The sequence below is a fragment of the Candidatus Cloacimonas acidaminovorans str. Evry genome (assembly GCF_000146065.2).
In the GTDB taxonomy this organism is placed as follows: domain Bacteria; phylum Cloacimonadota; class Cloacimonadia; order Cloacimonadales; family Cloacimonadaceae; genus Cloacimonas; species Cloacimonas acidaminivorans.
This window is the reverse complement of the sequence record NC_020449.1, coordinates 1094586-1118563: the sequence shown is the minus strand read 5'-3', so window position 1 is coordinate 1118563 and position 23978 is coordinate 1094586. Positions and strand designations below refer to the sequence as shown.

Genomic DNA, 23978 nt, shown 5'->3' with positions numbered 1-23978 from the left:
CATCGGTGTTCTCGGTGTAAAATAATTCCTTTTCACCTCTCACTTTTCACCGTTAACCTGTTCACTATTTCTACTATTTCTTTCGGTTCATTTACAAGGTAGTCGGGTTTATAGCTTGCCAAAAATTCAACTGTATGAAATCCCCAGGTAACTGCAATGACTTTTAATCCGCAATTATGGGCTGCTTCAATATCTCTGATTTCATCTCCGATATAGATTACCTCAGTGGCAGAAATTTTATGTTTCTTTAAGCGTTTTTTAATATCTTTTGCCTTATTGAGGATGCCAGAAGTTCCTTCAATCCACAAAAAGGAATCAATTTTATGATTAGTTAGAAAGAGATGGACATTTTCCACGGTATTAGAACTTAAAAGAGCCATAGATATCTCTTTTAAAGCAAGTTCATATAGCATTTCAACAATTCCTGCACAAGGTTCAAGTTCAGAAATAAGGCGTTTGTATTCTTTAAATGCCTTTGTAACGATTTTAGGGATTTTGTAAAAAGGGATTTGCATTTCACCGGCTATTTTATGCCAGGTTAAAGAGCGAAAGTGTTCAATATCTTCTTCAGTAAAGGATCGGTAACCAAATTGAGGAGCAAGATTATTAGCGATTTTTAACCCCAGCTGAAGAGAATCTGCTATTGTGCCATCAAAATCAAAGAGTAAAAAGGGTTTCATTTTTCCCTTTCTTTCTTAACTCTTATTACCAGTTGGTATGCATCGTTTAAAGAAAGGAAAGATTTTAAACAAACCATATCTCTTATTTCTTTTGTTTTTAGTCCCAAATCCAGGGCGCTATTTATATAATCAATAAGATCGTCTTCATCCAATTCTTCTTGTTCTTTTTCCTCTTCACCTTTAAGTTTTTGACCATCTAAAACGAGGCAAAATTCACCTTTTATAGTGAGGGACGGGTTTTTATTAATTTCTTCTAAAGTAGTATAGATATGTTCTTCGTGAAGTTTGCTTATTTCTCTGCAAATACATATTTTCCGGTTACCGCAAACCGCATAAAGTTCATTTAACAATTTCCAAATACGATGAGGTGCTTCATAGATAACTGTAGTATAAGGGTATTCCGCTATTTGTTCCAGAGTTTCCCGTCTGCTTTTAGGTTGCTGAGGTAAAAAACCTACAAATTGAAACTGTCTGGTAGAAAAACCGGATACACTTAAAGCAGGTAAAATTGCACTGGCTCCAGGCAAAGCAAAAACCTTTATTCCTTTAGCAATTGCTTCCTTTACAATATGTTCCGCGGGGTCACTAATGGCAGGACTTCCTGCATCAGAAACAATCATTAAATCCTTTCCAGTTTGCAGGTATTTAAAAAGGTATTCCTCCCTCTGTTTTTCATTGAATTTATGAAAGCTTATCAGTTTCGGAACGGGAATTTTGTATTGTTGCAAGAGGAAAGCTGTAACTCTGGTATCTTCACAGGCAATAAGTTCCGCTTTTTTCAGCAATTCCAAAGCTCGTAAGGTTATATCTCCTAAATTTCCTATAGGCACAGGAATAAGGTAAATATTTCCGGAGGGCATAATAAATAAAAAAAAGCTAAGTGCCGGTAAGTAGAAATCCGGCACTTATAAATTAGCTGTTAAATTAAACCGAGTTCTCTGCCAATTTTCTTAAAGGCAGAAATCGTGAAATCCAAATCTTCTTTAGTGTGAGCAGCAGAAAGCTGAACCCGGATACGCGCTTTGCCTTTGGGGACAACAGGATAAACAAAGCCAATTACATAAACTCCTTCTTCTAAAAGCATATCCGCCATCTTTATAGCTAAAGGTGCTTCATAAAGCATAATAGGAACGATTGCCGTATTTCCTGGAACTATATCAAAACCAGCAGAAACCATTTCTTTCCGAAAATAACTTGCATTTTCCCAAACCTTATCTCTCAGTTCATTAGATTGAGAAAGCATTTCAAGAACCTTTAAGGTGGCACCTACTATAGAAGGAGCTAAAGTATTGGAAAACAAATAAGGTCGGCTTCTTTGGCGCAAAAGTTCAATTATTTCTTTGCGTCCGGAAGTGCAACCACCATTTGCTCCACCTAATGCTTTACCGAATGTGGTAGTTATAATATCAATTCTATCTGTAACGTTAAAATATTCTGGAGTTCCTCTTCCGTTTTTACCAATATAACCCGTGGCATGAGAATCATCTACCATTACCAAAGAATCGTATTTATCGGCAAGATTGCAAATTTCATCCAACTTTGCCATATCTCCATCCATACTGAAAACACCGTCAGTACAAATAATACGATAAGTGCAATCCTGGCTTTCCTTTAAGGCATTTTCCAGCTCTTCCATATTGCTATGTTTGTAGCGCAAGCGTTTTGCCTTGCAAAGACGAACGCCATCAATAATTGAAGCATGATTTAATTCGTCGGAAATAATTGCGCTATCTTCACCCAAAAGAGGTTCAAACAAACCACCATTGGCATCAAAACAGGCAGCATAAAGAATGGTATCTTCCATTCCTAAAAACTTGGACATTGCTTCTTCCAATTGTTTATGAATTGCCTGTGTCCCGCAAATAAAACGCACGGAATTACATCCATAACCCCAATCATTCATAATATCTTGTGCAGCTTTGATTACTTCAGGATTATTACCTAACCCGAGATAATTATTAGCACAAAAGTTTAAAGCTTCTTTACCGCCTTGAACACCAATTTTTGCGCCTTGGGGAGTGGTTAAAATGCGTTCTTCTTTGTAAAGTCCTTGTTCTTTGAGCTCTTTAAAGAGTTCTTGTAAATCGGATTTGATTTTTCCGTAAGCCATTTGATTCCTCACTTTATAATAAGTTTTTCTTTGTTTAACCCAAATTATAAGTTCTTTTATTTCGTCAATGGAATTTATTTTTCTTTCCCAACTCACCCTCACACTATCTCACCATTTCACTTTCTAACTTAAATGATTTTACTTGACAGGATATTGCATTTAAGTATTATGTATTTATAGAGGTAATAATGCAAAAGATAATCATTATTCTATGCACTCTGGTTTGCCTCAGTTTTGGGGCTGAAGCCATTTCTATATATGAAATTCAGTTTACTGCTTCAGCAGGCAGTGACGGAACTTTTCCCTCTCCATATTTAGGTAAAACCGTATCCACAGAAGGAATTGTTACAGCTATGGATTTCAAGGAAGGCGGTTATTTTATCGGCGAAAAGTTAAATGGTCCCTGGCGGGGAATTCTTATACTGGATAGAAATCCAAAAGTTAAAAAGGGCGATTTTATAAGAGTTTCCGGCATCGTTTCCGAATTTTACGGAATGACTTGTTTACAAGATATTTCTCAAACTAAGGTCATCAGCAGTAATAATCCTCTTCCGCAACCGGTTCTTTTAACTACAGGTCAGCTATCTAATGCGGGAGAAGCAGAGGCATACGAAAGTGTTTATGTCCGTTTTTTGAATGTTACATCTGCAGGCAACAAATCTCTTAAAAATCGTTTCACAGTAACTGATGGTAGTGGCACTTGTCTTGTTTTGAATAATCAATTTGGCATAGAGCGCAATAATAAAATTGCCTTAAATGCTCAATATTCGTCTCTCACAGGAATTGTAATTTACGGCTATAGCGAATTTGCCCTTTGTCCTATTTCTACATCGGACTATGTTATCCAGCAGCCAATGTCTGTTCAGAACCGTTCCTGGGGTAGAATTAAATCCATCTACAGATAAAAAATAAACTAATGAGGTAATAACAATGAAAAAGTTTTTCAAAAAAATCCTGATTCTTGGTGGCACACTTGCCGCTGCTCATTTTGGCTTTAAGGCATATAAAAAAATTAGCGGAACTGCTAAACTTTCCAAGTCATTGCCTGAATTTTTGAATAATGTTTATGGCGAAATGCCACAGGTAAATGTAAATCACACCCTAAATTCTACTCGCATTAAGGTCTTCTTCAGCCAGGAAATTCTGGATAAGCACACCGATATAGAAACTACGATTCGTGAATATATTGATGATTTTTATCCTGAAATTGCCAAGACCTCTGTAGATATCAGCATTATGCCCGCTACTGAAGAAACAGAAGATATTCCTGTTGAAGAAGAAACTGAAGAAAAAGAATAAGCCCTTATTTATCCCTGATTATTCCCAAAACCCGGTTTCTAACCAAAACCGGGTTTTTGTGTAGCTGGAGGATACCATTCCTCCGCAAAGAAAAAAATTGCGGAGCTTCAGCGAACTCCGACTACCCGGTAAAAGGTCTGTAATTTATTGATGTTTTTTTGAGAGTTATCCAATTAGGAAATCCTAAAAGTTTCGTTTTAAGTTAGTAACCATCCAAGAAATTATTATTGCTCCCTACATCCTCTAATAATTATATAACATTTCTGTAACGACTCCGTAACGAGATAAGGGAAGTGTTACGGAAGTGTTACGGCAGTGTTACGGGGTTGACTTGGAACGAATTGATAATCAATAAATTGCGAATATACAATTTGGGGGAAATTGGGGGAGAAAATTATTCCTTCATTTTACGAGGGGATTACGCCTTCATCGCTATTATGGTGTTGCCCTTCGGACTTTTAGCAAAGGGCAAAGAGCGAAGAACAAAGGGTTTTTTGGTCATTTTTAAAAAGAGGTAGATGAGGACACCAATCTTCCAATGTTACTTTCCCTATTTTTAAGGAATCTTATCCTTCTAAACCCTTTCAACTTTCTAAACTTTGTAATCCCTTTTTCCAACCTGCGTTTTAAATAATTGTAAATCCGTTATAATCGGTAAAATCCGTGTTCTTTTCTTTTATCTTTGTTATCTGTGAAATCTGTGAGGATTATTCTACAGTAACGCTTTTGGCTAAGTTTCGGGGTTGATCAACATTCAAACCCTTTAAATCAGCCACATTATATGCCAGCAACTGTAAAGGAATAACGGTTAAAAGCGGTTGCAGATTAGTTAAAGTATCGGGAATATAAATTACATTTTCGGATATTTTAGATAGCTCTGTATCGCCTTCGGTAGCGATAGTTATCAACCGTGCTTTCCGAGCCCGAACTTCCTGTAAATTGGAATAAATTTTATCGTAGAGGGGGTCTTTTGTAGCAATAGCGATCACAGGCATATTTTTATCTATTAAGGCAATAGGACCATGTTTCATTTCTGCGGCGGGATAGCCCTCAGAATGGATATAAGATATTTCTTTCAATTTCAGTGCTCCTTCCATTGCCACAGGATAATTTATACCCCTTCCCAGATACAGTGCATTTTTGCAGTCCTTAATAGTAGCGGCGATATTCCGAATATATTCATTAAGTGCCAATATTTTTTCAACTTTGGAAGGGATTTTTTCCAGTTCCGAAATATATTCCATTCCTTTAACGGTAGAGAGATAATTCATTCTTCCCAATAAAATTGCCAGCAAGGTCATAATCGTAACTTGCGAAGTAAATGCTTTGGTACTGGCTACTCCAATTTCACTTCCTGCATGGATATAAGTTCCGCCATCGCTTTCTCTGGCTATAGTACTACCGACTACATTGGTTATGGCTAACACCCTGGCACCCTTTGCTTTGGCTTCTCTTAAAGCTCCAAGGGTATCTGCTGTTTCTCCTGACTGGCTGATTACAAAGACCAAAGTGTCTTCCGGAATGATAGGATTCCGATAGCGATATTCTGAGGCATATTCTGCAAAAACAGGTATGCGAGCTATATCTTCAATAATATATTTACCTATTAAAGCAGCGTGAAATGAAGTCCCACAAGCAACTAAATGAATTTGTTTTATTTTTCTCAATTCAAAATTGGGAATTCCCAAGCCCCCTAAACGTGCTGTTCCCAAATGTTGATTTATTCTGCCGCGAAAAGCATTTTCAATAGTTAGCGGTTGTTCAAAAATTTCTTTCAGCATAAAGTGCTTAAAATCACCTTTTTCAATAGCGGAAATATCCCAGTCCACCACTGAAATTTCGGGTTTTACACTGCGTTTATCCAAGGTCGTAATTTCAAAACCGTCAGCTTTAACAACGCATAATTCATCATCCTGTAAGTAAATAACTCGCTTTGTATGAATAATTATAGCATTCACATCGCTGGTTATAAAATGTTCATTTTCACCAATGCCAATGATAAGAGGACTACCTTTGCGCACGGCAATCAGCTTATCCGGCTCTTTTAAAGACATAACTACCAGCCCGTAAGTGCCTTCAACTTTTGTCATAGCAGAGCGAACAGCATCTTCCAAAGTTGTTTCACTTAAAAGAAACTGTTCAATAAGATGGACAATTACTTCAGTATCAGTTTCGCTTACAAAAGTATGACCCAGTTCTATTAATTTATCTCTCAAGAGTTTATAATTCTCAATAATACCATTATGGACAATAGCAATTTCACCTTTACAATCCAAATGTGGATGAGCATTCACTTCATTTGGTTCTCCATGCGTTGCCCATCTGGTATGCGCAATGGCTATATTGCCGGTGCATTTATTGGGTTCTGGCAAACAGCGTTCCAGTTCAATAATTTTGCCTGCTCGTTTATAAACCTGTAATTCGCCATCGTGAATAAGAGCACAACCGGAACTATCATATCCTCTATACTCTAATCTTTTTAGTGCTTCAACAACAATAGGCAGTGCATTACGATGACCTATGTAACCAACTATTCCACACATTTTTCTTCTCCTTTGGCAGTAACTTTATGAAATGCATAAAGAGATATACAAAATATAATCAAAGCCGGAACAATTAGCCAATAATTTAGATTTTCTCCATCTTTGGCTATAAATTTTACCCATCCGGTATTGCTGTAAGTTACTAGAACAAAAGCTATTCCGTTAATGATAATATGCGAAAACATACTGGCATAAATTGAGCAGGAACGGATAGCCAAATAACCTAATAACAATCCCAAAAGCAAAACAGGCACAAAACGAAAAGGATCAAGATGATAGGCAGCAAAAAGAATTGCGCTGATTACAACAGCCCAGCGCACTGAATACTTTTCAAAAAAGCGGATTATAAATCCCCGAAATAGCAGTTCTTCACAGATTCCAGGCAATAAAGCTATTGCCATAAAAACCTTCCAAGGGGTTTCATTCATTTTATATAATTGGGAAAGTGCTTCCAGATATTTTTCCGGAAAGGGAAAAACAATATTGATCAACTGCGAAATTATAGACACAATTATTTGGGCAGAAACGGCTATAAAAGGAATTAAGAGAAAGCTATTCCAATTCGGGTTTTTTAATCGTAAAACCTCTTTGGGCTTTAGGCGTAATAACCTTAAAATTAACAAAACCGGTAATGCAATGATAATAATTTCTGTTTGAATCAGCCCGCTGAAAAGGTCTTTTGCCTGCCAGTAACTGCCAAGATAATATAACACAATTAGAGCAATAGAAAAATAGAGAATTCCATTGTAGGGATTGAAAAAGGTTTTGGGCTTTCTCTTAAGAACTTTCAAACCACCGCTTTCTTCTTCTGTCCTAAAGAGAACTGATTCCGTGTTAAACAGCTTTATCGTAATAATAATAGCAATAACATCCAATACAACAGTGCTGAAAATAGTTAAAAGTATTTGAGAAATGGTAAATTCGTTGATCAAAACACCTTTAAACAGCAGAGCAATATTAACAATAGGGATTAAAGCCATCAGATTGTTTATTTCAATTGCCGGAAAGAAACTTACCATTCCCAAAAGCATAGCTATTATCAACAAGGGCTGCTCATAACTTCTTGCCTCTTTGATATTCCTGCTGAAAGTGGAAATGGATAATAGAATAGCGGCAAATAAAGTTGCCAAAGGAATCATAGCTATCAGCAAAATCAATATGGCATTAAGGGGTAAGGCAACCCCTGCCATTTCTGTGCTTTGATTAGCCAGCATAAATTTTAGGGAAAAACTGATACTGAAAAGGTTTACTATCATATTCAACATTGCCAGGGTAATGATCGTTAAATATTTACCACAAACAATTTCTAAACGCCCTACTGAAGACACAAGCAAGGTCTCCAATGTTCTTCTTTCTTTTTCCCCCGCTACCAAATCCGCAGCTACAATAGATGCACCCGCAAATAACATCATAATAACAATATAGGGTAAAAACATACCCAAGAGCATTCCCATTTTCTTTTGCGCACTGGAAGTATCGCGTTCCCTAATATCAATCAGGTTCAAAAAATCCGGACTGATACCTGAACTCTGTAATAGTTCTTTCTGCAATTCCTTTTCCGTTTTGGAAAGTTGTTCGGAAAGCTTGTTAAAGACCATTCTGCTTTGCTCTTTGGATTTGTCATATTGAATATAAACCTTGAAAAATTGCGTTCCGTCACTGCCCAGAGAATCACGAATGGTAACGATACTCTGAATATCCTTATTTTCATAAAGCCAGGAAGTAGTTTCGCTGTATGGTATAATGGTATAATTTTTAATCTTCGTTAAATCCTGAATCAATTGACGGGATATATTATTATTTACGCTATCTTGAACGGCAACAGTAGCTCCTCTTTCTTCCAGTGATTTGGTTTGACGGATCATTATTGAATTAAAACCGACAATGATTAAAGGATATAAAATAATAGGAAGGATGAAAGTAGTAAAAATGGTTCTTTTATCACGCAGAACTTCCATCAGCTCTTTTCTGTAAATTACCAATGAGTGTTTAAAATTCATTTGCTCTCAACTCCGTTTCATCGGTGTATTGATTGATGTAATAAACAAAAATATCATCCAGATCAGTTTGAGAAGATATATGGCGTAAATTCTCCAGAGTGCCGTCCGCTAAAATTTTCCCTTTATGAATTATCACGATTCTATCAGCCAACCGTTCCGCTTCTCTCATAATATGTGTTGAAAATAAAACACATTTCCCACGCTTTTTACAATCCCGCATAAAAGAGATAATATTTCTGGAGGTTAAAATATCCAAGCCGGCTGTTGGCTCGTCAAAAATCATTACCGGAGGATAATGAATAATGGAACGCACAATAGATACCTTTTGTTTCATCCCGGAAGATAAAAATTCTATCTTTTTATCCAGAAATTCATTCATATCCAGTAAAGTAGCCATTTCGCTGATTCGCTGTTTGATAATATTGTCTGCAATACTGTAAAGACGACCGAAATAAGTAATAAACTCCCTTCCGCTTAACCGATCATAAAGTCCTGTATCACCAGAAAGAAAACCAATATTTTCTCTCACTTTATTAGGATGTTTTTTAATATCCCAACCCTGAATTTCGGCTGTTCCTTCCGAGGGCTGAAAAATAGTGGAAAGAACACGCATTGTGGTTGTTTTTCCGGCTCCGTTAACACCTAAAAGACAAACAATTTCACCGTCACCGGCTGTAAAATTTATTTTATCTACAGCATAAAAGTTTGTTCCGTCTTTTTTGGTAAAGACCTTGCTTAAGTTTTCTACTTTGATCATACAGTTCCTCCTTATCAGATTAGCAAAGCACAATTTTAAAAGGTTAAATTTCTGTCGAGGTTTTTATTCCCCTTTCGGTAAAGAAATATCGCTAACCAATTTAAGTTCCACATTGAAAATTCAGTTATATAGGTAAAAAAATATCCGGATTCCTACTTTTGCCGGAATGACAAAAGAATTTTGCAAAAAAGGGAATGATATAAAAAACCAAATAAAACTTGACTGTTTAGCTTTATTTAGCTTTAAGGGAAAAAATTGGGGATAGATGAAATATGAAAGAAAAGGCAACTCTCATTTTAGGTGGTGGTTCCGCATTAGGTTTAGCTCATATTGGCGTTTTAAGTGTTTTAGAAGAACAATATGAAATAACCAGTATAATAGGTTCCAGTATGGGAAGTATAATAGGCGGTTTATATTCCTCGGGACTTAATTCTGAGGAGATATATAAGATTGCCAAAAGTTTCAAAAACACAAGGATATTTTCTCCGCTAAATTTAGACCGAACCATACAAGGCATTTTTGATGGTAAGTCATTACTGAAAGCGTTTTGGAAATGGACAGAAGGCAAAAAAATAGAAGAGGGCAGAATACCTTTTATTGCTTGTGCTTACGATTTAATCAGTAAAAGCACCGTTCTTTTTAATAAAGGACTTTATGCTGATGCAATGAGAGCTTCTACTTCCTTGCCTGTTCTTTTTGCTCCTTACAAATTTAAGCAGTATCTTTTTATTGACGGGGGAATTGAACATCCTCTACCATTAGCTTTTTCTTCTGTGCTTTCCCAAGATAAAGTTATTGCGGTTAATGTTTTGCCGGAAGCCCAAAAAAGTGCCTGCTTTATTAATCTGGAAAGTGATGAAATAACCAAATCCAAGCGTTTAGGCAGAACTGAAGTAATCTTTCATGCAGTTTTACAAAATCAGGCATATCTGGCAATTCGTGATATAGCAACTTTTAGTCCTGATATTGTAATTGAAGCAGGAATGGCAGATGGTCATCCTTTTGCATTTCATAAGGCAAGGGACTTTTATAATTATGGTCGCAAACAAACAATAGAAACCCTTGCCAATTACAACGAACCAGGGTTTATAACTGCAATCCGGAAGCAATACCGTAATTTAATCCGCTATCTACCCAATTTAAACATCCCTGTTAAAGATAATACTTGACGGAAAATGGCAGGCATAAAATTATAGTAATAGTAGATTAAGAATAAAAACGCAGTCCTCAGAACTGCACAATCAGAGAAGAAAAAATAGAGGCAAAAATCCCATATCAAAATACAAGCGAGGAGTTCTGTTATGAATGAAATCATCAAAATTCTTTCCAAGGTAGATGGTGGTAATGTTTTGGACGCAGCAACCGGAAAAGGCGACTTTATTACAACCCTCAAACAACATCTGAAATCCTACACCCAAATTATTGGAGTTGATTCCTCGCAACGCTGTGTGGATTATGCCCAGAAAATATTCCCGGAAAACAATATAGAAATTTTTCGTATGAATTTGGAAGATATGCAGTTTGAAGATAACTACTTTGATATGGTCTGTATGTCTGATGCCTTACACCATATTAAAAATAGGGAAAAAGTTCTAAATGAAATGATAAGAGTTTTAAAACCTGAGGGTTTGATGTTAATTACGGAAATGTATTGTGACGGCGAACAGACCCCTGCTCAGGAAACACATATTATAATGCATCATTGGGTTGCCTCGGTAGACCGCCTTTTAGGAACTTACCATCAAAAGACATTTACCCGGAAAGAACTGCAGGATATAATTAAAAAAATGCCCCTGAAAAAAGTTCAGATAACGGATTTTTATGTCCCTGTAGATGATCCCAGCAAGAATTGTCCTACTTTGTTGCGTAACTGTCAGGAAATTATTAAACGTCTGCAGACAATGGAAAACACGGAAGTATTAATTAAAGAAGGACAGGAATTGATGCAACGCATTAAAGATATCGGTTATGCCAGTGCTTGTCGTTTGGCTATTACCGGTTACAAAAAAAAGTAATTATAATGCTATAACGAATAGCTGATAAAGGAGATAACGAATGCTGTTTGAAGAAGATCTGTTTAGCTTGAATCAACTTCAACTAAGTCGCCTGGCAAAAAAAATTGGCTTGCCTGGCTATACACAATATAAAGGAACGGAACTAATCTTCAAGATGCTGGAATTTCAGGCAGCTCAAGAAGGGCTCGCTTTTGTAACTGGTTGTCTGGAAATTATGGAAGATGGTTTCGGCTTCTTACGCTTTCCCCAAAATAACTATACTGCAGGTCGCGATGATGTATATGTATCGCTAACGCAGATAAAACGCTTCGGACTTAAAACCGGAAATATGGTCAGTGGTCCTGTCCGCAGCCCCAAAGAAGGAGAAAAATATTATGCTCTTTTAAGGGTGGAATCAGTTAATAATATGGCTCCTGACTGTATGCAGAATTTGCGTCCTTTTGATGAACTTACCCCTTATTATCCTACAGAACGATTAAATCTGGAATTTGATCCTGATAATTACAGCACCAGAATAATAAACCTTTTTACGCCCATTGGAAAAGGACAGCGTGGTTTAATTGTGGCAGCTCCCCGAACAGGGAAAACAACTTTACTGCAAGATACGGCAAATGCTATTTTAAGTAATCATCCTGAAGTTTATCTCATTGTTTTGCTGGTTGATGAACGCCCTGAAGAAGTTACCGAAATGAAAAAAATCCTTAAACCTGGAAGCAGGGAAGTTATTAGTTCCACCTTTGATGAGTCCCCCAAAAATCATTCCGCAGTTAGCGAAATGGTTTTGGAAAAAGCGAAAAGAATGGTAGAACTGCATCAGGATGTAGTTATTGTTTTGGATAGTATCACTCGTCTGGCAAGAGCATACAATAATATAACCCCTTCCAGCGGAAAGGTTTTAAGTGGTGGAATTGATGCCAACGGATTAATTAAGCCCAAAAAGTTCTTCGGTTCTGCTCGTAAAACTGAAGAAGCAGGTAGCTTAACTATTATTGCCACAGCTTTAATTGATACTGGCAGTAAGATGGACCAGGTTATCTTTGAAGAATTTAAGGGTACAGGTAATATGGAACTGGTTTTAGACCGCACTATTAGTGATATGAGATTGTATCCAGCAATTGACTTAGTGAAAAGTGGAACCCGACGCGAAGAATTACTTTTAACACAAAATGAGCTTAACCGGATGTATGTGTTGCGTAAATATTTAAAGACCATTTCTCCGATTCAAGGTATAGAGACATTGCGGAAAAAGATGCAAGCAACCCAAACCAACGAAGAATTACTAAATTCAATGAGCAATTGATGCTTAAAAGTCCCTTTCCAGCTGTTAAGCAAGTTTTCCTTTCCTTTTTGCTGACGGGATTATGCTGTTTTGTTTTTGCCGCAGTTAGAAAGGAATTTCAAGATTTAGACAAACTTTATAACAGTGGAAAATTAGATGAGCTATCCGCCAACATTAGCACCCTGAAACCTGTTAATGATGAAGAGCGTGCCTGTTTGGGCTTTTATAATGCTTTGCTAAAAGTGAAAATTGAAGATGCCATATCGGCACATCAGTGGTTAATAGAAAAATTCCCCAAAAGTCCTTATGCTCAGAAATCTCTCTTGGAACTGGGAAAAATATTTATCCTTGACCGCAAAATTGAAGAAGCAACCTTATATTTAAGGCGCATAACTTCCCCCGAAATCATAGAACGCTTTTATTGGCTTGGTTTATGTGCCTGGTGGAATGATGATTATGCTACTGCCATCAGTAATTGTGAAAATTATTTGCGTTTAGCACCTCGCGGCGAATTTGCCGAGAAATCATATTATCTGATTGCAGATTGTTATCTGGAACAAAAAAAAGCATACAGCGCAGTTGCTACTTTACTAAAATTGCAAAATGCCAAGCTTCCCGAAATGGATGAACAATATTTCTATTACCGTTTGGGATATGCCTATGAACTTTCCGATAAACCAATTGATGCCATAGCTGCCTATCGTAAGGGCTATGAACAAGACCCCTATTCACAGGTTGCCTATCAAATAGAAGACCGTATTTTAGAGCTAAAAAGCAGTAAACCGAGTATAGATATTAGTTTCCTTTACCCTTATTCACCTTTGCAAGTTACTATTGTGCAAGAAGAACAGCCGGATACATTAAAGCCAAGTGTTACTATTGATTCCAAGTCCTCCTCTTCATCTTCTACAAAACAGATAGAGGTAAAACAGGATACTCCGGTTAAATTAAAAGAAAAGCCCAAAGAAGGTTACTGGTTGCAGGCAGGAAGGTTTTCTGTAGAAAGCAATGCTAATCGTTTAGTAATAAATATCTGTCTGCTCAATATACCGGCTGCCTATTATGAAGATGTCAGCGGGGAGAAAAAAAGCTGGGTTGTTGTCTGCGGTTCTTTTCCAGATAGAGCTAAAGCAGAAGAAGCAAAAGAACTTCTGGCAACAAATAATATCAATTCCTTTATTACGGCATACTAAAAGTGGACGATAACAAGCTTACTCCAATGCTGAAACAGTATTATGCTGTGAAAGAAAAGCATCCGGATAAGCTCATTCTTTTTCGGATGGGCGATTTTTATGAAACATTTTTTGAGGATGCGCACACAGCATCCAGAATTTTGAATATAACTCTCACTACGCGGAATAAGAATGACGAAAATCCTGTTCCTTTAGCCGGTTTTCCCTATCACGCATTAAATACATATTTAGATAAGCTGATTAAAGCCGGGCTGAAAATTGCCATTTGTGAACAAACGGAAGACCCCAAAAAGGCAATTGGACTGGTAAAGCGTGAAGTAACTGAAATTATAACTCCCGGTGCTGTATTGGATCAATCCTTTCTGGAAGGTAATGCCAATGTTTTTTTAGCTTCCTTATATTATAATGACCCTCAGAAGAAAATTGGCTTAGCACATTTGGATATTTCTACCGGTGATTTTCTTTTTACGGAACTGGATAATGAAGAACTGGTAAATGAATTACAAAGATTTAGGGCTGCCGAATTAATTGTAGACAGCACACAAGCGGAGGAATATGTTAAAACCCTGCCTTTAGAGACCTTGCCTACGATTACTGTTTTTGACAGCTGGCAGTTTCAACCCCAAGAAGCAATTGCAACTTTAAAAAAACATTTTGGAGTTACCACTTTAGAACCCTACGGAGCTCATAATAAACTTTTGGGGGCTACAGCAGCAGGTGCAGCATTAGCTTATGTGCAAGGACTTTACAATACTCCTTTTAATCATATTTCTTCGTTAAGATATTATTCACTTTCCCAATATATGCAGCTGGATGAAATCAGCAGAAGAAATCTGGAACTGGTTCGTTCAATACGCTATGGCACAAAATATGGCAGTTTACTTTCGGTTATAGACCAAACAATGACTCCAATGGGTTCGCGGCTTTTACAGCAATGGCTGTTGCATCCTCTTTTAGACATCAAGGAAATCACTTTTAGGCAGGATATCATTCAGTCCTTTATTGATAAAAGCAGCCATTTAAAAGAACTGCGTTTAATCTTAAAGGAAATTGGAGATATTACCCGTTTGGTTACCCGTTTGGGCTCTTTAAGAATAAACCCCAGAGAACTTATTGCGCTAAAGTCCTATTTGTATTCAGCCAGAAATCTGCAAACCAAACTAAGCACTTTTGAACATCCCCAATTTGCTGTCTGGCAACAGAATATGGGTAGTTTTGAGGATATTATAGCACTCATTGAAAAAGCTATTAACGATAATCCACCTATTTCTATAACCGAAGGCGGAATTTTTGCCAAGGGCTATAATCCTGAACTGGATGAGCTAATGGATATTATTTATGACGGTAAAAGCTGGATAGCTCGTTTGGAAGAAGATGAACGCCGGAAAACGGGTATTAATAATTTGAAAGTTGGTTATAATCGTGTTTTTGGCTATTATATAGAGGTGAGTTCTGCCAACAAAAATAAAGTGCCGGATTATTATATTCCCAAACAGACATTGACCAATAGTGAACGCTTTATTTCACCACGCTTAAAGGAATTTGAGGCAAAAGTGCTTTCTTCGGAAGAGAAGATTAAGAATTTGGAATATGAACTATTTAAAGAACTGCGTCAAAACTTAGCTGAATCATTGCCTCGTTTTCAACAATTGAGCGAAGTTATTGCTGAATTGGATGTTCTTTCTTCTTTGGCATTTCTTGCCTGGCAGAATCAATATTCCCGTCCCGTTTTTACTGAAAGCCGGGAATTGCATATTATAGATGGCAGGCATCCCGTTATTGAGAAACTGATGGAAAGCGATAAATTCATTCCGAATGACACCCATCTGGATTATCCTGAAACCAGTATTGCTATTATTACAGGACCCAATATGGCAGGAAAATCAACCTATTTAAGACAAGTTGGTTTGCTGGTTATTTTAGCTCAAATGGGAAGTTTTGTGCCGGCAAGTAAAATGACCCTGCCTGTTTTTGATCGTGTTTTTACCAGAGTTGGAGCTTCCGATAATTTGGCTCAAGGTCAAAGCACTTTTTTAGTGGAAATGATAGAAACCGCTAATATCCTGCATTCTGCCACTTCTAATTCCCTTATTTTACTGGATGAAATTGGCAGAGGAACTTCTACTTTTGATGGCTTATCCTTAGCTTGGGCTATTATTGAATATATTCAAAAATACAAACATTCTTTAACCCTTTTTGCTACTCATTATCATGAGCTAACAGAACTGGAAAATCTTTATCCGGATATAAAAAATTACAATGTAGCCGTAAAGCAATGGAATGAGGAAATGATTTTTATTCGTAAAATTGAACGCGGTGGGGCAGACCAGAGTTACGGAATACAGGTTGCCCGTTTGGCAGGAATTCCCGAAAAGGTTATCCGCCGTGCCAAAGAAATCTTAAAAAACCTGGAAGAGCATGAAATCAGTCCTCAGGGTTTAACTGCAACCATCCGTAAGAAATTAGTGCGGGATGTTCCTCAGATTGATATTTTTGAGATTTTAGCCGATAAAGCCAGTGAAAACGATCCTATAATAAATGAAATCAAGGAGATTGATTTGAATAAACTTTCTCCTATAGAGGCATTTCAATATCTGCAAAAGATTCAAAATCAACTTTTAGGAGAAAAATGAACAAGCTTCCTACATTTATTGTTATTACCCTGCTGGGTTTATTTTTCCTTGTTTCCTGCGCTACAAATTCCTCTTCCGTGGCAGGAAGCGTGAATGGAACAGAGATTTCTCTGGAGGATTTTTTTAATTCCTACCGTGGTCATTATGCTATTTTTGGTTATCAGACAGGACGCACTCCCACAAAGGAAGAAAAGGAAAAATTACATAATGAGACCTGGCGTGATATCACCAAAGCAATAATTCTGCAGGATTATTATAAAAAGTATAACATTTCTGCCAGTGTTGCAGAAGTTCTGGATACACTTTCTAATTCCATTCCCGAGCATATAATCAAATCCCCTCGCTTTCAGGTTAATGGTAAATTTGACAAAAAGTTGTATCTGCAATCGCTGATGACCGATCAACCGGAAAATTTAGCTGCCTTAAGAAAACACTATCAGGAAAATGTTATTCCTATTCTAAAACTGCAAAAAGTGTTGATAGAAGAGGAAATGCTCAGTTCCAAAATCCGCAAACAGGTAGAACAGATTATTGCCAGTAATGCAGATTTGGAGCTCTATATTTTTGCTCCCTCCCAATTAGAAATTTCTTTATCTGATGCAGAAATCAGTGCCTGGTATCAAACAAATTTAGAGCAATTTCGTTTATGGCAGTTTTATCGTTTGGGCTATTGTTCCATTCCTGTTATTCCGGACAGCACAGAACTCTCTGATGCCAAAAATACTGCTGAATTTATTCGGAACGAACTTGTCCGGGGAATTGATATAAAGGATATTATTGCTAATCTGGAAAACAAAAATTCTCTGGTAAGTTTTATTGATAACGGCTATCAAAAAACGGAAGAATTGCCTTGGGAAATTCAAAATGCTCTGTTAGGACTGGAAAATGGATTGTGCAGTGAACCCCTTCCTTATGAAAAGGGCTGGATTATGTATCAAAAAATACAGAGCACCAAGACCCTTACTCTGTATAATACCATTTTTGTGCAGGCATTGCCTAAAACAGCAAGTTTATTAGCTCCGGAAACACAAGCGCAACAAATTATGAAACTGGCATTAAATATAGGCCTTCAGCAAGCAGCAGATGAATTTGGCATTAGTTATACTTTAACTCCCGCTATGAGCCCGGATTCCTTAATTGTTCCTGCCAATGATATTAAAGGAAAATTGATGAAATATCTGGAAATTGCTAATAGCGGAGATATTATAGAGCCCTTATATTCAGCAGAGTTATCTGCCTGGCTTATCTTTGAAGTAGTGGAAAAACAAAGTAAAGAGTATCTTCCCTTAGAAGAGGTTAAACCACAAATCGTGCAAATATTAAGTAAGGAACGCAGAAAAGACCAAAATAAGCAGATTGTAGAGCGGTGGCTTATCAATCAGAATATACCTGCAAATTATCAATGGGAAAAACTGGAACAAGTTACCATAGATTCCCTTTGGCAGGGAAAACCACTTACCACGATATATTATCAGGCAGTTAAAGCATATCTGGAAAAGGCAAATCCTCCGCAAATAACGGAGGGTGAAGTTATTATAGTTCCCAAAGTAACAGCTTTTCGTCCGCAAAAAACAAAAATCAGTCCGGAACGCATTAAAACCATTTATACGCAAAACTTACCGGAGGATTGGTTTAATTCCTGGATGGAGGAGCAAGTTAAAAAAGCAAAGGTAGTTATCAATACTAAACCATGATTTGCTTTTCTTCCCAAAATCATTATCTTTTTATGCAGGAAGCAATAGCGGAAGCGAAAAAAGCTTTTACCGAAGATGAAATACCTGTAGGTGCACTGCTGGTTAAAAATAACACTATAATATTAAAGGAACATAATCGTAGCCGGCAGTTAGCCAATCCTTTAGCGCATTGTGAAAAACTCCTTATTGACAAAATTTTAACTTCAGAGCCCGGGTTTTTATACGATTATACGCTGTATGTAACCTTAGAACCCTGTTTGATGTGCGCAGGAATGATTATTTTAAGTAAAATAGGAACCGTTGTATATGGAGCCAAAGATCCGAAAGCCGGAGTTGTTGGCTCGTTGTATAATGTGCTGAATGATAAAAGTTTCAATCATCATCCTGTTGTTATTGGCGGAATTCTGGAACAAGAATGTGCCTTCCTGCTGGAAGAATTTTTCCACAAAAAAAGAACATTATAAAATAAAGAGGAGAGTTGCCGGAGTGGTTGAACGGGACGGTCTCGAAAACCGTTGTACCTTTTTTACAGGTACCCAGGGTTCGAATCCCTGACTCTCCGCCAGTTGATAAAGGAAATGAAAAATGATACATAAGGATTATTTATTGGCTGATGCTAATATTCCGCTTATTTCCTGTGACCGCTTAAGAGATGAACTTCTTATTTACAATTTGGATGAATCAGCCACAGCTAAGCTGATTGACCAGTTTGAAAAATTGACTGGTAAGACAATAGATAAATTTTACAAAATAGAGGAACTTTCCGGAGGGCAGAAAGTTATTTTGATGGCACTTTTGGCAATATATTCTCCTGCACCTAAAATCCGTTTTGTGAATTTGCTGAATGCGCTTGATCCAAAACGCCGCGATGCAATTCAAAGCTTGATTCGGAATAGCGGAAAGGATATTATTCTGGACGAAAGCTGATGATTAAAATTGCACCGGGGATAGTTTCTTGCTGGCAGGATTTTAGTTTGCTGATTGAACAGGAGCTTTTTTTTCTGCCTGAAAATATCTATTATCTGCAAGGTGAAAACGGCAGTGGTAAAAGTTCTTTTATAAAACATTCCTTGCTTCCCGTTTTGGAAACCAAAAGGAATTTGTTCTATTTTCTCTATTTACAGCAACTTTTTCATTTGCAGGGTTATGCTATTAAGTCCCATTCCGCATTTTATAAGCCAGAATTGAAACTGAAAAGCGAATGGGATTGCATTCAATATCTGCTGCATAATCTCTCCGAAATATATGCTATTGAACCCAAACCGGTTTATTGCCTTGTAGATGAAAACCTGCATTTAGCAGAAATTTATCACTATTTAAAAGAAAGTAGTATCCCTTTTTGTCTCATTTTTTGTGAACATTCTTCTTTTTCTGTTACCGAAGAAGTTAACATCATCAATTTTCAGTTGATTGCACCAAATCAGAGTCGTGTTTATGAAACCACAATATAGATTACTGTTGGTCTCTTTAGCTCTAATTGTGTTTTTTGTTTTCTTCTGCCTTATTTATCTGGAGAATATCCCTGTGCAATTAGTTGTCTTGGGAGTTGTATTATTGCTTAGTGCTTGGACTTTTAAGCTTAAGGGACTTTTAAAGAAACTTTATCACTTCTTGCCTTTTATTTTACTGCTTTTCGGGGTTTATTTTATTTTTGCCCTTTTTCAGATTGGACAAAACAAGGATTACTGGATTCATTACGGTATTACGCGAACTACATTACTTATCAGCAGTTTAATGTTTATCCAGGTATTAATCACTTGGCTGAAAATAGACACCTTTCTGGATTTTCCTTTGGGAATAGAAAAATTGAAGTATATTATTTTGGGTAAAATGCTTTATAAAATTGCCTTTTCATCTTATTCCGAGTTATGCCTTTTTGTAGATTCCATTCCTGCCGAGCAAGCGGGTAAAATTACTCTGAAAAAAAAGTTTCGTAAACGCCTCATTGTTCTTTTAGCACTTATTACTTATGTAATTAACGAGGCAACACTGAAAGGAGAAATGATTGATGAACGCATCTGGCATTGTCACCAAGTTCCGAAGTAATTTTGCCTAAATAGATGAATAAAAAGGAGATAAAATGAAATGGTATCTTATAGTTGGACTTACCGTTATGGTTATGATCGCTACGGTTCTGGTAAGAATTCCTGTTCCGGGAGGTGGCTATTTTAATTTAGGAGATGTAGTTATTATCTTTAGTGGACTTTTTGGTGGCTGGAAAGCAGGTTTAATTGCCGGAGGAATTGGTTCGGCTCTTGCAGATTTAATCGGTTTTCCTGTTTTTGCTCCTATAACGCTTATTGTTAAAGGGCTGGAAGGATTAATTGCCGGATTGGCAAAACCCGCTATAAAATGGCAGATTTATTTTTTCCCGGCAATAGCAGTTATAATTATGATTGCCGGTTATTTTTTGGGTTGCTGGCTTTTTCCTAATCTGGGATTGGCAGTAGCCATAGCCGATTTGCCGGTCAATATTATTCAGGCAGTTGCAGGTTATATTGGAGGTATTGCCTTACATCTTGCTTACACCAAAATTTCCAGTACTTAGCATTTCCGAGTGCATTATTCAGGTTTATGTCTTTTTTTTGAGTTCTGTAGGAACGACAGATTCTAACGATAGGTTTTAACCCAGCAAAAGAAAACTATAGGTTCTTATTTTGTCCTGTGTAGATTCCTGCCTTCGTAAGGATGACAACTTTAGAGCAGATAGTTGCTTGTTATATAGTCAATTAAGTAACGACTCCGTAACACTTCCGTAACACTTCCGTAGTTCCGTTACGGGGTTGTTACTTGAGTGTTACTTTGTCGTTAAAAGTTGCAGTCGGTAAAATCAGTATAATGCATCTGAACACAATAGTGGGTGTATTTGGTATTTAGGGTGAGGAATTACGATTCGGGATGAACCCCAGGCATAAATATCTTCAAAATATTTCTGGTTTCTTTTCATTTCGGAATTATCCACTCCTTTTTTTCCCCCCTACCGCATTATTGAGATTAACAGAGAAGAATTCCGGAAGACCCTATCCTATTTTGCAAAATAACCACTGCCACATCAAAAATGCACAACTTACAAAAACAAATAGATAACCATTATTCCGGTTGGGAAGATAACCTGTTCACAAAAAGCGGATCAGGTAAATGATCCCAAACTCCCTGTTCCAGTAAAAAATCCGTTATCAACTTCAGTTCAAAAATATTGAAATAAACAGCATTTTCACACAACAGTGCATCCAAATCCAATTTGATTAATTGGGTAATTTCTGCTTCAGAAAGTTTATTAGCTTTATAAGCACAATGCAAAACCCATCTTGCTTTTAGGGATATTTCCGCTTCATCTTTGCCCAAATCACCATCATCATAATCCAGATTTACATATTTCCAACAATTTAATTCACGCTCAAAGGGACCTTGAAGTTTTTCCGGGGCAATTTCTTCATATTCTCTCGGCTCCCAGTAATAAAGCAGATTCTTTTCCTCTAATTTTTCTTTTATCAGATTCCTCAATTCTCGGTTAAAGGTCTCAAACTCCGGATGCAGATACCACTTTAGGTCTTGATTGACTATCCGATATTCCTGCCCTTCAGTTAAATGACCTCCTATAGCTTGACGAAATAATGCTTTCCTCACATTTAAAGGTGAATGCTGTTTTTCCCTTTGATCACTTTTCATATCTTCCAAAGTAGCATTTTCCCAAATATTTAAATATGCCTCAATCCGCGCCTGAAAAAATTTAATTGCTTCAAAGGTGTATTCCATTTTTTATCTCCTATTTTATACTAATTTAACCCAAAATAAAGCAATTGAGAAAAAATGGATGGATAAATTCCACTTTGTAACAAAATTAACAGGATTTGCCGAAATTAATGATATTGTATTCATACCTGTTTCAATTATAATTACCTTCTTCTTCTGCACAGGAAATTTCCTAAAGTAATTCGGTTCGGTCTTTTCACCCTCAGTAACAATAATTATTAAATCCGGAGCAATTTTTCTGATGTTATAAGGTCTCTTAGTTCTGCTCATTTTTAGTCCGCTCTCTGCTTTTTTTGAATAACTCTGCAAAATCCGCATATTCTACATAAGGAACAGCTCCATATTTTCCACGAATATAATCCTTTGCATAAGATGCATCTTTACGGGCAGAACCTTTCGGTAATTTATATTCTACTAAGGAATAAAGATCGGAAGAATGATCCGGTGCTTTTTCCACAAACCAGATCTCATCCCGTCTAAAATTATCTTTATTCAGAAAGAGTGTATTTTGGGTTGTAAAAAATAATTGTGCACCCTTGGGATTGGTTTCTTTATCCTGAAATAACCGGATAATGATTCTGGTTAAGAAAGGATGCAAACTGTTTTCTATTTCATCTATAAATAATCTTCCACCATTTTGTAAAGTGGCATATAATAAACCTGCAAGACAGTAGAATTTTTTGGTTCCTTCAGATTCCTGCTTCTCCATATCAAATTCTACTTCTTTCAGGACATCTTCTTTAGGATCATAGAACTGGTGTATGGTCTTAATAGAAAGAGTAACCACTTGATTTTCTTTCCCCTTTAAAATAAGTGAAGAAACGGGAATATTTATTCTCATATCCTTTTCAATTTCTTGCTCATTTATCCGGATTTCTTTTATATCAGTATCAGCTTTTTGCATAAATTCATTTACCCATTTTAGGGGAACAACATTGTTATCCAATAAAGCAGTTGTATGAATAGGATTATACGCATCCATTGCCCATAAATTGGAATCTAAAAAGCATTTAACTATTTTAATTGCTATAAGACCATTAAACTGGGCTAATAAACTGATGAAAAGAGAATTCTCTCTCAGTTTGTCTTTCACCTCCCCTTTGCCTTCTTTGAATTGAATGTGGACCTTAATATCCTGACCCGATCTTTCAAAAAGAACTATTTCTCGTGCTCTGGGAATTGTTTTTCGGCTAAATAACCATTCTTTGGCAATATGATCTCTAAAGGCAGAAAATCCATAGCGATAGAGAACATCATCAATTAAAAATATCACTTCAAAAGAACTGGGTTCATCTTTACCCGTAGAATTCAGTAAAAAGGGCTCCACTAAAATCAGCTCTCCAATTTGCGATTCTTTGAAGGAATTGAGAACCATATTTTTCATAAAAGAAAATGCTTTAAAGATGTTACTTTTGCCACTGGCATTGGCTCCATAAATTACACCGGTTTTAAGTAAACGCTGATGGGAAACTTCTCTAATATGGTCATCCAGCTCGTTTTTGGTAACCGCTTCCATACTTAAAGTAACTTTGTTATAAATAGACCGGTAATTTTCTACGCTGAATTCTACTAACATAAAAAACTCCTTTTAGGTTTAGAGTAACATAATAATTCATCCCTTTAATTTGTCAAGCAATTTTGTGATAAAACTACAAAAATCCAGTTTAAACCACTAATGCAGTTAGGGAAAAATGGATTGGCAAATTCTTTCTTTGCCAAAAAAACTGAAGGTTTCTAAAAAAAGATCAATTCCTTTAGGAATGACAGGTTTTAACAACGGATTTTTAATCCGGTGAAAAAATATCAGATAAAGGAGAAAAAAGTTCCGTAGGAATGACAGATTTGCTTTATACTATATTCTCACAATATACTATCTATTTAGTTTATTATTATACTTTGCGTTTATGCTATCTGTATTTATTGTATATCTTATCTGTCTTCCCGCTGGGACTTATTTTATTTCCAGAGAGAAAAGCGCCGGGTTAAAACCCGTCGTTAGTATCTGTCGTTCCTACGGAACTC

22 protein-coding genes and 1 tRNA gene are annotated in these 23978 nt (G+C 36.7%); 14 read left to right on the top strand and 9 right to left on the bottom strand.

The window, feature by feature from the left end; all coding sequences use genetic code 11:
* Positions 1-32: 32 nt before the first annotated feature.
* From CLOAM_RS04555 to CLOAM_RS04545, 3 genes are read right to left on the bottom strand one after another with little or no spacing between them, the layout of a single operon-like run.
* Positions 33-680 carry an HAD-IA family hydrolase gene (locus CLOAM_RS04555; protein WP_015424692.1) on the bottom strand — a complete coding sequence of 216 codons (648 nt, stop codon included), beginning with the start codon at positions 678-680 and terminating at the stop codon, positions 33-35.
* A complete protein-coding gene (gene rsmI / locus CLOAM_RS04550; protein ID WP_015424691.1) occupies positions 677-1585 on the bottom strand; it encodes a 16S rRNA (cytidine(1402)-2'-O)-methyltransferase in 909 nt (302 codons plus the stop codon). Before rsmI ends, CLOAM_RS04555 begins: the two co-directional genes overlap by 4 nt.
* 14 nt (positions 1586-1599) lie before the next feature.
* A complete protein-coding gene (locus CLOAM_RS04545; protein WP_044279220.1) occupies positions 1600-2790 on the bottom strand; it encodes a glycine C-acetyltransferase in 1191 nt (396 codons plus the stop codon).
* 188 nt (positions 2791-2978) lie between these two features.
* Here CLOAM_RS04545 and CLOAM_RS04540 point away from each other — a divergent pair, with 188 nt between their 5' ends.
* The gene (locus CLOAM_RS04540) at positions 2979-3695 is read left to right on the top strand and encodes a single stranded DNA-binding domain-containing protein (protein WP_015424689.1); all 717 of its coding nucleotides are present in this window, start codon (positions 2979-2981) and stop codon (positions 3693-3695) included.
* A 25-nt stretch (positions 3696-3720) separates the two neighbouring features.
* The gene (locus CLOAM_RS04535; RefSeq protein WP_015424688.1) at positions 3721-4089 is read left to right on the top strand and encodes a hypothetical protein; all 369 of its coding nucleotides are present in this window, start codon (positions 3721-3723) and stop codon (positions 4087-4089) included.
* Between the two features lie 707 nt (positions 4090-4796).
* Here the strand turns inward: CLOAM_RS04535 and glmS are convergent.
* From glmS to CLOAM_RS04520, 3 genes are read right to left on the bottom strand one after another with little or no spacing between them, the layout of a single operon-like run.
* Entirely contained in the window at positions 4797-6632 is a 1836-nt protein-coding gene (glmS, locus tag CLOAM_RS04530; RefSeq protein ID WP_015424687.1) for a glutamine--fructose-6-phosphate transaminase (isomerizing), read from the bottom strand.
* Positions 6620-8632 (bottom strand): ABC transporter permease subunit/CPBP intramembrane protease, encoded by a 2013-nt coding sequence (locus CLOAM_RS04525; RefSeq protein WP_015424686.1) that lies wholly within the window; start codon positions 8630-8632, stop codon positions 6620-6622. Before CLOAM_RS04525 ends, glmS begins: the two co-directional genes overlap by 13 nt.
* Positions 8622-9389: an ABC transporter ATP-binding protein gene (locus CLOAM_RS04520; protein ID WP_044278928.1), complete on the bottom strand. Its 768-nt coding sequence runs from the start codon at positions 9387-9389 to the stop codon at positions 8622-8624. The genes CLOAM_RS04525 and CLOAM_RS04520 overlap by 11 nt, the downstream gene beginning before the upstream one ends.
* Positions 9390-9661: 272 nt before the next feature.
* Here CLOAM_RS04520 and CLOAM_RS04515 point away from each other — a divergent pair, with 272 nt between their 5' ends.
* From CLOAM_RS04515 to CLOAM_RS04460, 12 genes are all read left to right on the top strand, one after another.
* Positions 9662-10558, top strand: a complete 897-nt coding sequence (locus tag CLOAM_RS04515) for a patatin-like phospholipase family protein (protein ID WP_015424684.1) — start codon at positions 9662-9664, stop codon at positions 10556-10558.
* A 132-nt stretch (positions 10559-10690) separates the two neighbouring features.
* Positions 10691-11404, top strand: a complete 714-nt coding sequence (locus tag CLOAM_RS04510) for a class I SAM-dependent methyltransferase (protein ID WP_015424683.1) — start codon at positions 10691-10693, stop codon at positions 11402-11404.
* 40 nt (positions 11405-11444) lie between these two features.
* Positions 11445-12704: a transcription termination factor Rho gene (gene rho / locus CLOAM_RS04505; protein WP_015424682.1), complete on the top strand. Its 1260-nt coding sequence runs from the start codon at positions 11445-11447 to the stop codon at positions 12702-12704.
* Positions 12704-13876 carry an SPOR domain-containing protein gene (locus CLOAM_RS04500; RefSeq protein WP_044278927.1) on the top strand — a complete coding sequence of 391 codons (1173 nt, stop codon included), beginning with the start codon at positions 12704-12706 and terminating at the stop codon, positions 13874-13876. The genes rho and CLOAM_RS04500 overlap by 1 nt, the downstream gene beginning before the upstream one ends.
* Positions 13877-13878: 2 nt before the next feature.
* The gene (gene mutS, locus CLOAM_RS04495; RefSeq protein WP_015424680.1) at positions 13879-16509 is read left to right on the top strand and encodes a DNA mismatch repair protein MutS; all 2631 of its coding nucleotides are present in this window, start codon (positions 13879-13881) and stop codon (positions 16507-16509) included.
* Positions 16506-18203 carry a peptidylprolyl isomerase gene (locus CLOAM_RS04490; RefSeq protein ID WP_015424679.1) on the top strand — a complete coding sequence of 566 codons (1698 nt, stop codon included), beginning with the start codon at positions 16506-16508 and terminating at the stop codon, positions 18201-18203. The genes mutS and CLOAM_RS04490 overlap by 4 nt, the downstream gene beginning before the upstream one ends.
* Complete coding sequence (locus CLOAM_RS04485) at positions 18200-18667, top strand: nucleoside deaminase (RefSeq protein ID WP_015424678.1); 468 nt, start codon at positions 18200-18202, stop codon at positions 18665-18667. Before CLOAM_RS04490 ends, CLOAM_RS04485 begins: the two co-directional genes overlap by 4 nt.
* 8 nt (positions 18668-18675) lie before the next feature.
* Positions 18676-18768: transfer RNA gene (locus CLOAM_RS04480), tRNA-Ser, on the top strand.
* A 20-nt stretch (positions 18769-18788) separates the two neighbouring features.
* A complete protein-coding gene (locus CLOAM_RS04475) occupies positions 18789-19130 on the top strand; it encodes a P-loop NTPase family protein (protein ID WP_015424677.1) in 342 nt (113 codons plus the stop codon).
* Positions 19130-19654, top strand: coding sequence for a hypothetical protein (locus CLOAM_RS04470; protein ID WP_015424676.1), 525 nt, complete (start codon positions 19130-19132; stop codon positions 19652-19654). The genes CLOAM_RS04475 and CLOAM_RS04470 overlap by 1 nt, the downstream gene beginning before the upstream one ends.
* Positions 19638-20249, top strand: a complete 612-nt coding sequence (locus CLOAM_RS04465; RefSeq protein ID WP_020268708.1) for a hypothetical protein — start codon at positions 19638-19640, stop codon at positions 20247-20249. The genes CLOAM_RS04470 and CLOAM_RS04465 overlap by 17 nt, the downstream gene beginning before the upstream one ends.
* 34 nt (positions 20250-20283) lie before the next feature.
* Entirely contained in the window at positions 20284-20751 is a 468-nt protein-coding gene (locus CLOAM_RS04460) for an ECF transporter S component (RefSeq protein ID WP_015424674.1), read from the top strand.
* A 542-nt stretch (positions 20752-21293) separates the two neighbouring features.
* Here CLOAM_RS04460 and CLOAM_RS04455 read toward each other — a convergent pair.
* The 3 genes from CLOAM_RS04455 to CLOAM_RS04445 are packed head-to-tail and all read right to left on the bottom strand — an operon-like array spanning position 21294 to position 23532.
* Positions 21294-21959, bottom strand: coding sequence for a hypothetical protein (locus tag CLOAM_RS04455; protein ID WP_015424672.1), 666 nt, complete (start codon positions 21957-21959; stop codon positions 21294-21296).
* A gap of 15 nt (positions 21960-21974) precedes the next feature.
* Positions 21975-22226 carry a hypothetical protein gene (locus tag CLOAM_RS04450; protein WP_044278925.1) on the bottom strand — a complete coding sequence of 84 codons (252 nt, stop codon included), beginning with the start codon at positions 22224-22226 and terminating at the stop codon, positions 21975-21977.
* Positions 22213-23532 carry an AAA family ATPase gene (locus CLOAM_RS04445; protein ID WP_015424670.1) on the bottom strand — a complete coding sequence of 440 codons (1320 nt, stop codon included), beginning with the start codon at positions 23530-23532 and terminating at the stop codon, positions 22213-22215. The genes CLOAM_RS04450 and CLOAM_RS04445 overlap by 14 nt, the downstream gene beginning before the upstream one ends.
* Positions 23533-23978: the final 446 nt, after the last annotated feature.

Bases quoted from the DNA above. Each gene is read 5' to 3' on its own strand.
- CLOAM_RS04475 (WP_015424677.1), top strand. From the start codon at position 18,789: ATGATACATAAGGATTATTTATTGGCTGATGCTAATATTCCGCTTATT.
- CLOAM_RS04520 (WP_044278928.1), bottom strand. From the start codon at position 9,389: ATGATCAAAGTAGAAAACTTAAGCAAGGTCTTTACCAAAAAAGACGGA.
- CLOAM_RS04500 (WP_044278927.1), top strand. From the start codon at position 12,704: ATGCTTAAAAGTCCCTTTCCAGCTGTTAAGCAAGTTTTCCTTTCCTTT.
- CLOAM_RS04490 (WP_015424679.1), top strand. From the start codon at position 16,506: ATGAACAAGCTTCCTACATTTATTGTTATTACCCTGCTGGGTTTATTT.
- CLOAM_RS04555 (WP_015424692.1), bottom strand. From the start codon at position 680: ATGAAACCCTTTTTACTCTTTGATTTTGATGGCACAATAGCAGATTCT.
- CLOAM_RS04515 (WP_015424684.1), top strand. From the start codon at position 9,662: ATGAAAGAAAAGGCAACTCTCATTTTAGGTGGTGGTTCCGCATTAGGT.
- CLOAM_RS04455 (WP_015424672.1), bottom strand. From the start codon at position 21,959: ATGGAATACACCTTTGAAGCAATTAAATTTTTTCAGGCGCGGATTGAG.
- CLOAM_RS04540 (WP_015424689.1), top strand. From the start codon at position 2,979: ATGCAAAAGATAATCATTATTCTATGCACTCTGGTTTGCCTCAGTTTT.
- CLOAM_RS04545 (WP_044279220.1), bottom strand. From the start codon at position 2,790: ATGGCTTACGGAAAAATCAAATCCGATTTACAAGAACTCTTTAAAGAG.
- rho (WP_015424682.1), top strand. From the start codon at position 11,445: ATGCTGTTTGAAGAAGATCTGTTTAGCTTGAATCAACTTCAACTAAGT.
- CLOAM_RS04510 (WP_015424683.1), top strand. From the start codon at position 10,691: ATGAATGAAATCATCAAAATTCTTTCCAAGGTAGATGGTGGTAATGTT.
- CLOAM_RS04450 (WP_044278925.1), bottom strand. From the start codon at position 22,226: ATGAGCAGAACTAAGAGACCTTATAACATCAGAAAAATTGCTCCGGAT.
- CLOAM_RS04470 (WP_015424676.1), top strand. From the start codon at position 19,130: ATGATTAAAATTGCACCGGGGATAGTTTCTTGCTGGCAGGATTTTAGT.
- CLOAM_RS04525 (WP_015424686.1), bottom strand. From the start codon at position 8,632: ATGAATTTTAAACACTCATTGGTAATTTACAGAAAAGAGCTGATGGAA.
- glmS (WP_015424687.1), bottom strand. From the start codon at position 6,632: ATGTGTGGAATAGTTGGTTACATAGGTCATCGTAATGCACTGCCTATT.
- CLOAM_RS04460 (WP_015424674.1), top strand. From the start codon at position 20,284: ATGAAATGGTATCTTATAGTTGGACTTACCGTTATGGTTATGATCGCT.
- CLOAM_RS04535 (WP_015424688.1), top strand. From the start codon at position 3,721: ATGAAAAAGTTTTTCAAAAAAATCCTGATTCTTGGTGGCACACTTGCC.
- CLOAM_RS04445 (WP_015424670.1), bottom strand. From the start codon at position 23,532: ATGTTAGTAGAATTCAGCGTAGAAAATTACCGGTCTATTTATAACAAA.
- CLOAM_RS04465 (WP_020268708.1), top strand. From the start codon at position 19,638: ATGAAACCACAATATAGATTACTGTTGGTCTCTTTAGCTCTAATTGTG.
- CLOAM_RS04485 (WP_015424678.1), top strand. From the start codon at position 18,200: ATGATTTGCTTTTCTTCCCAAAATCATTATCTTTTTATGCAGGAAGCA.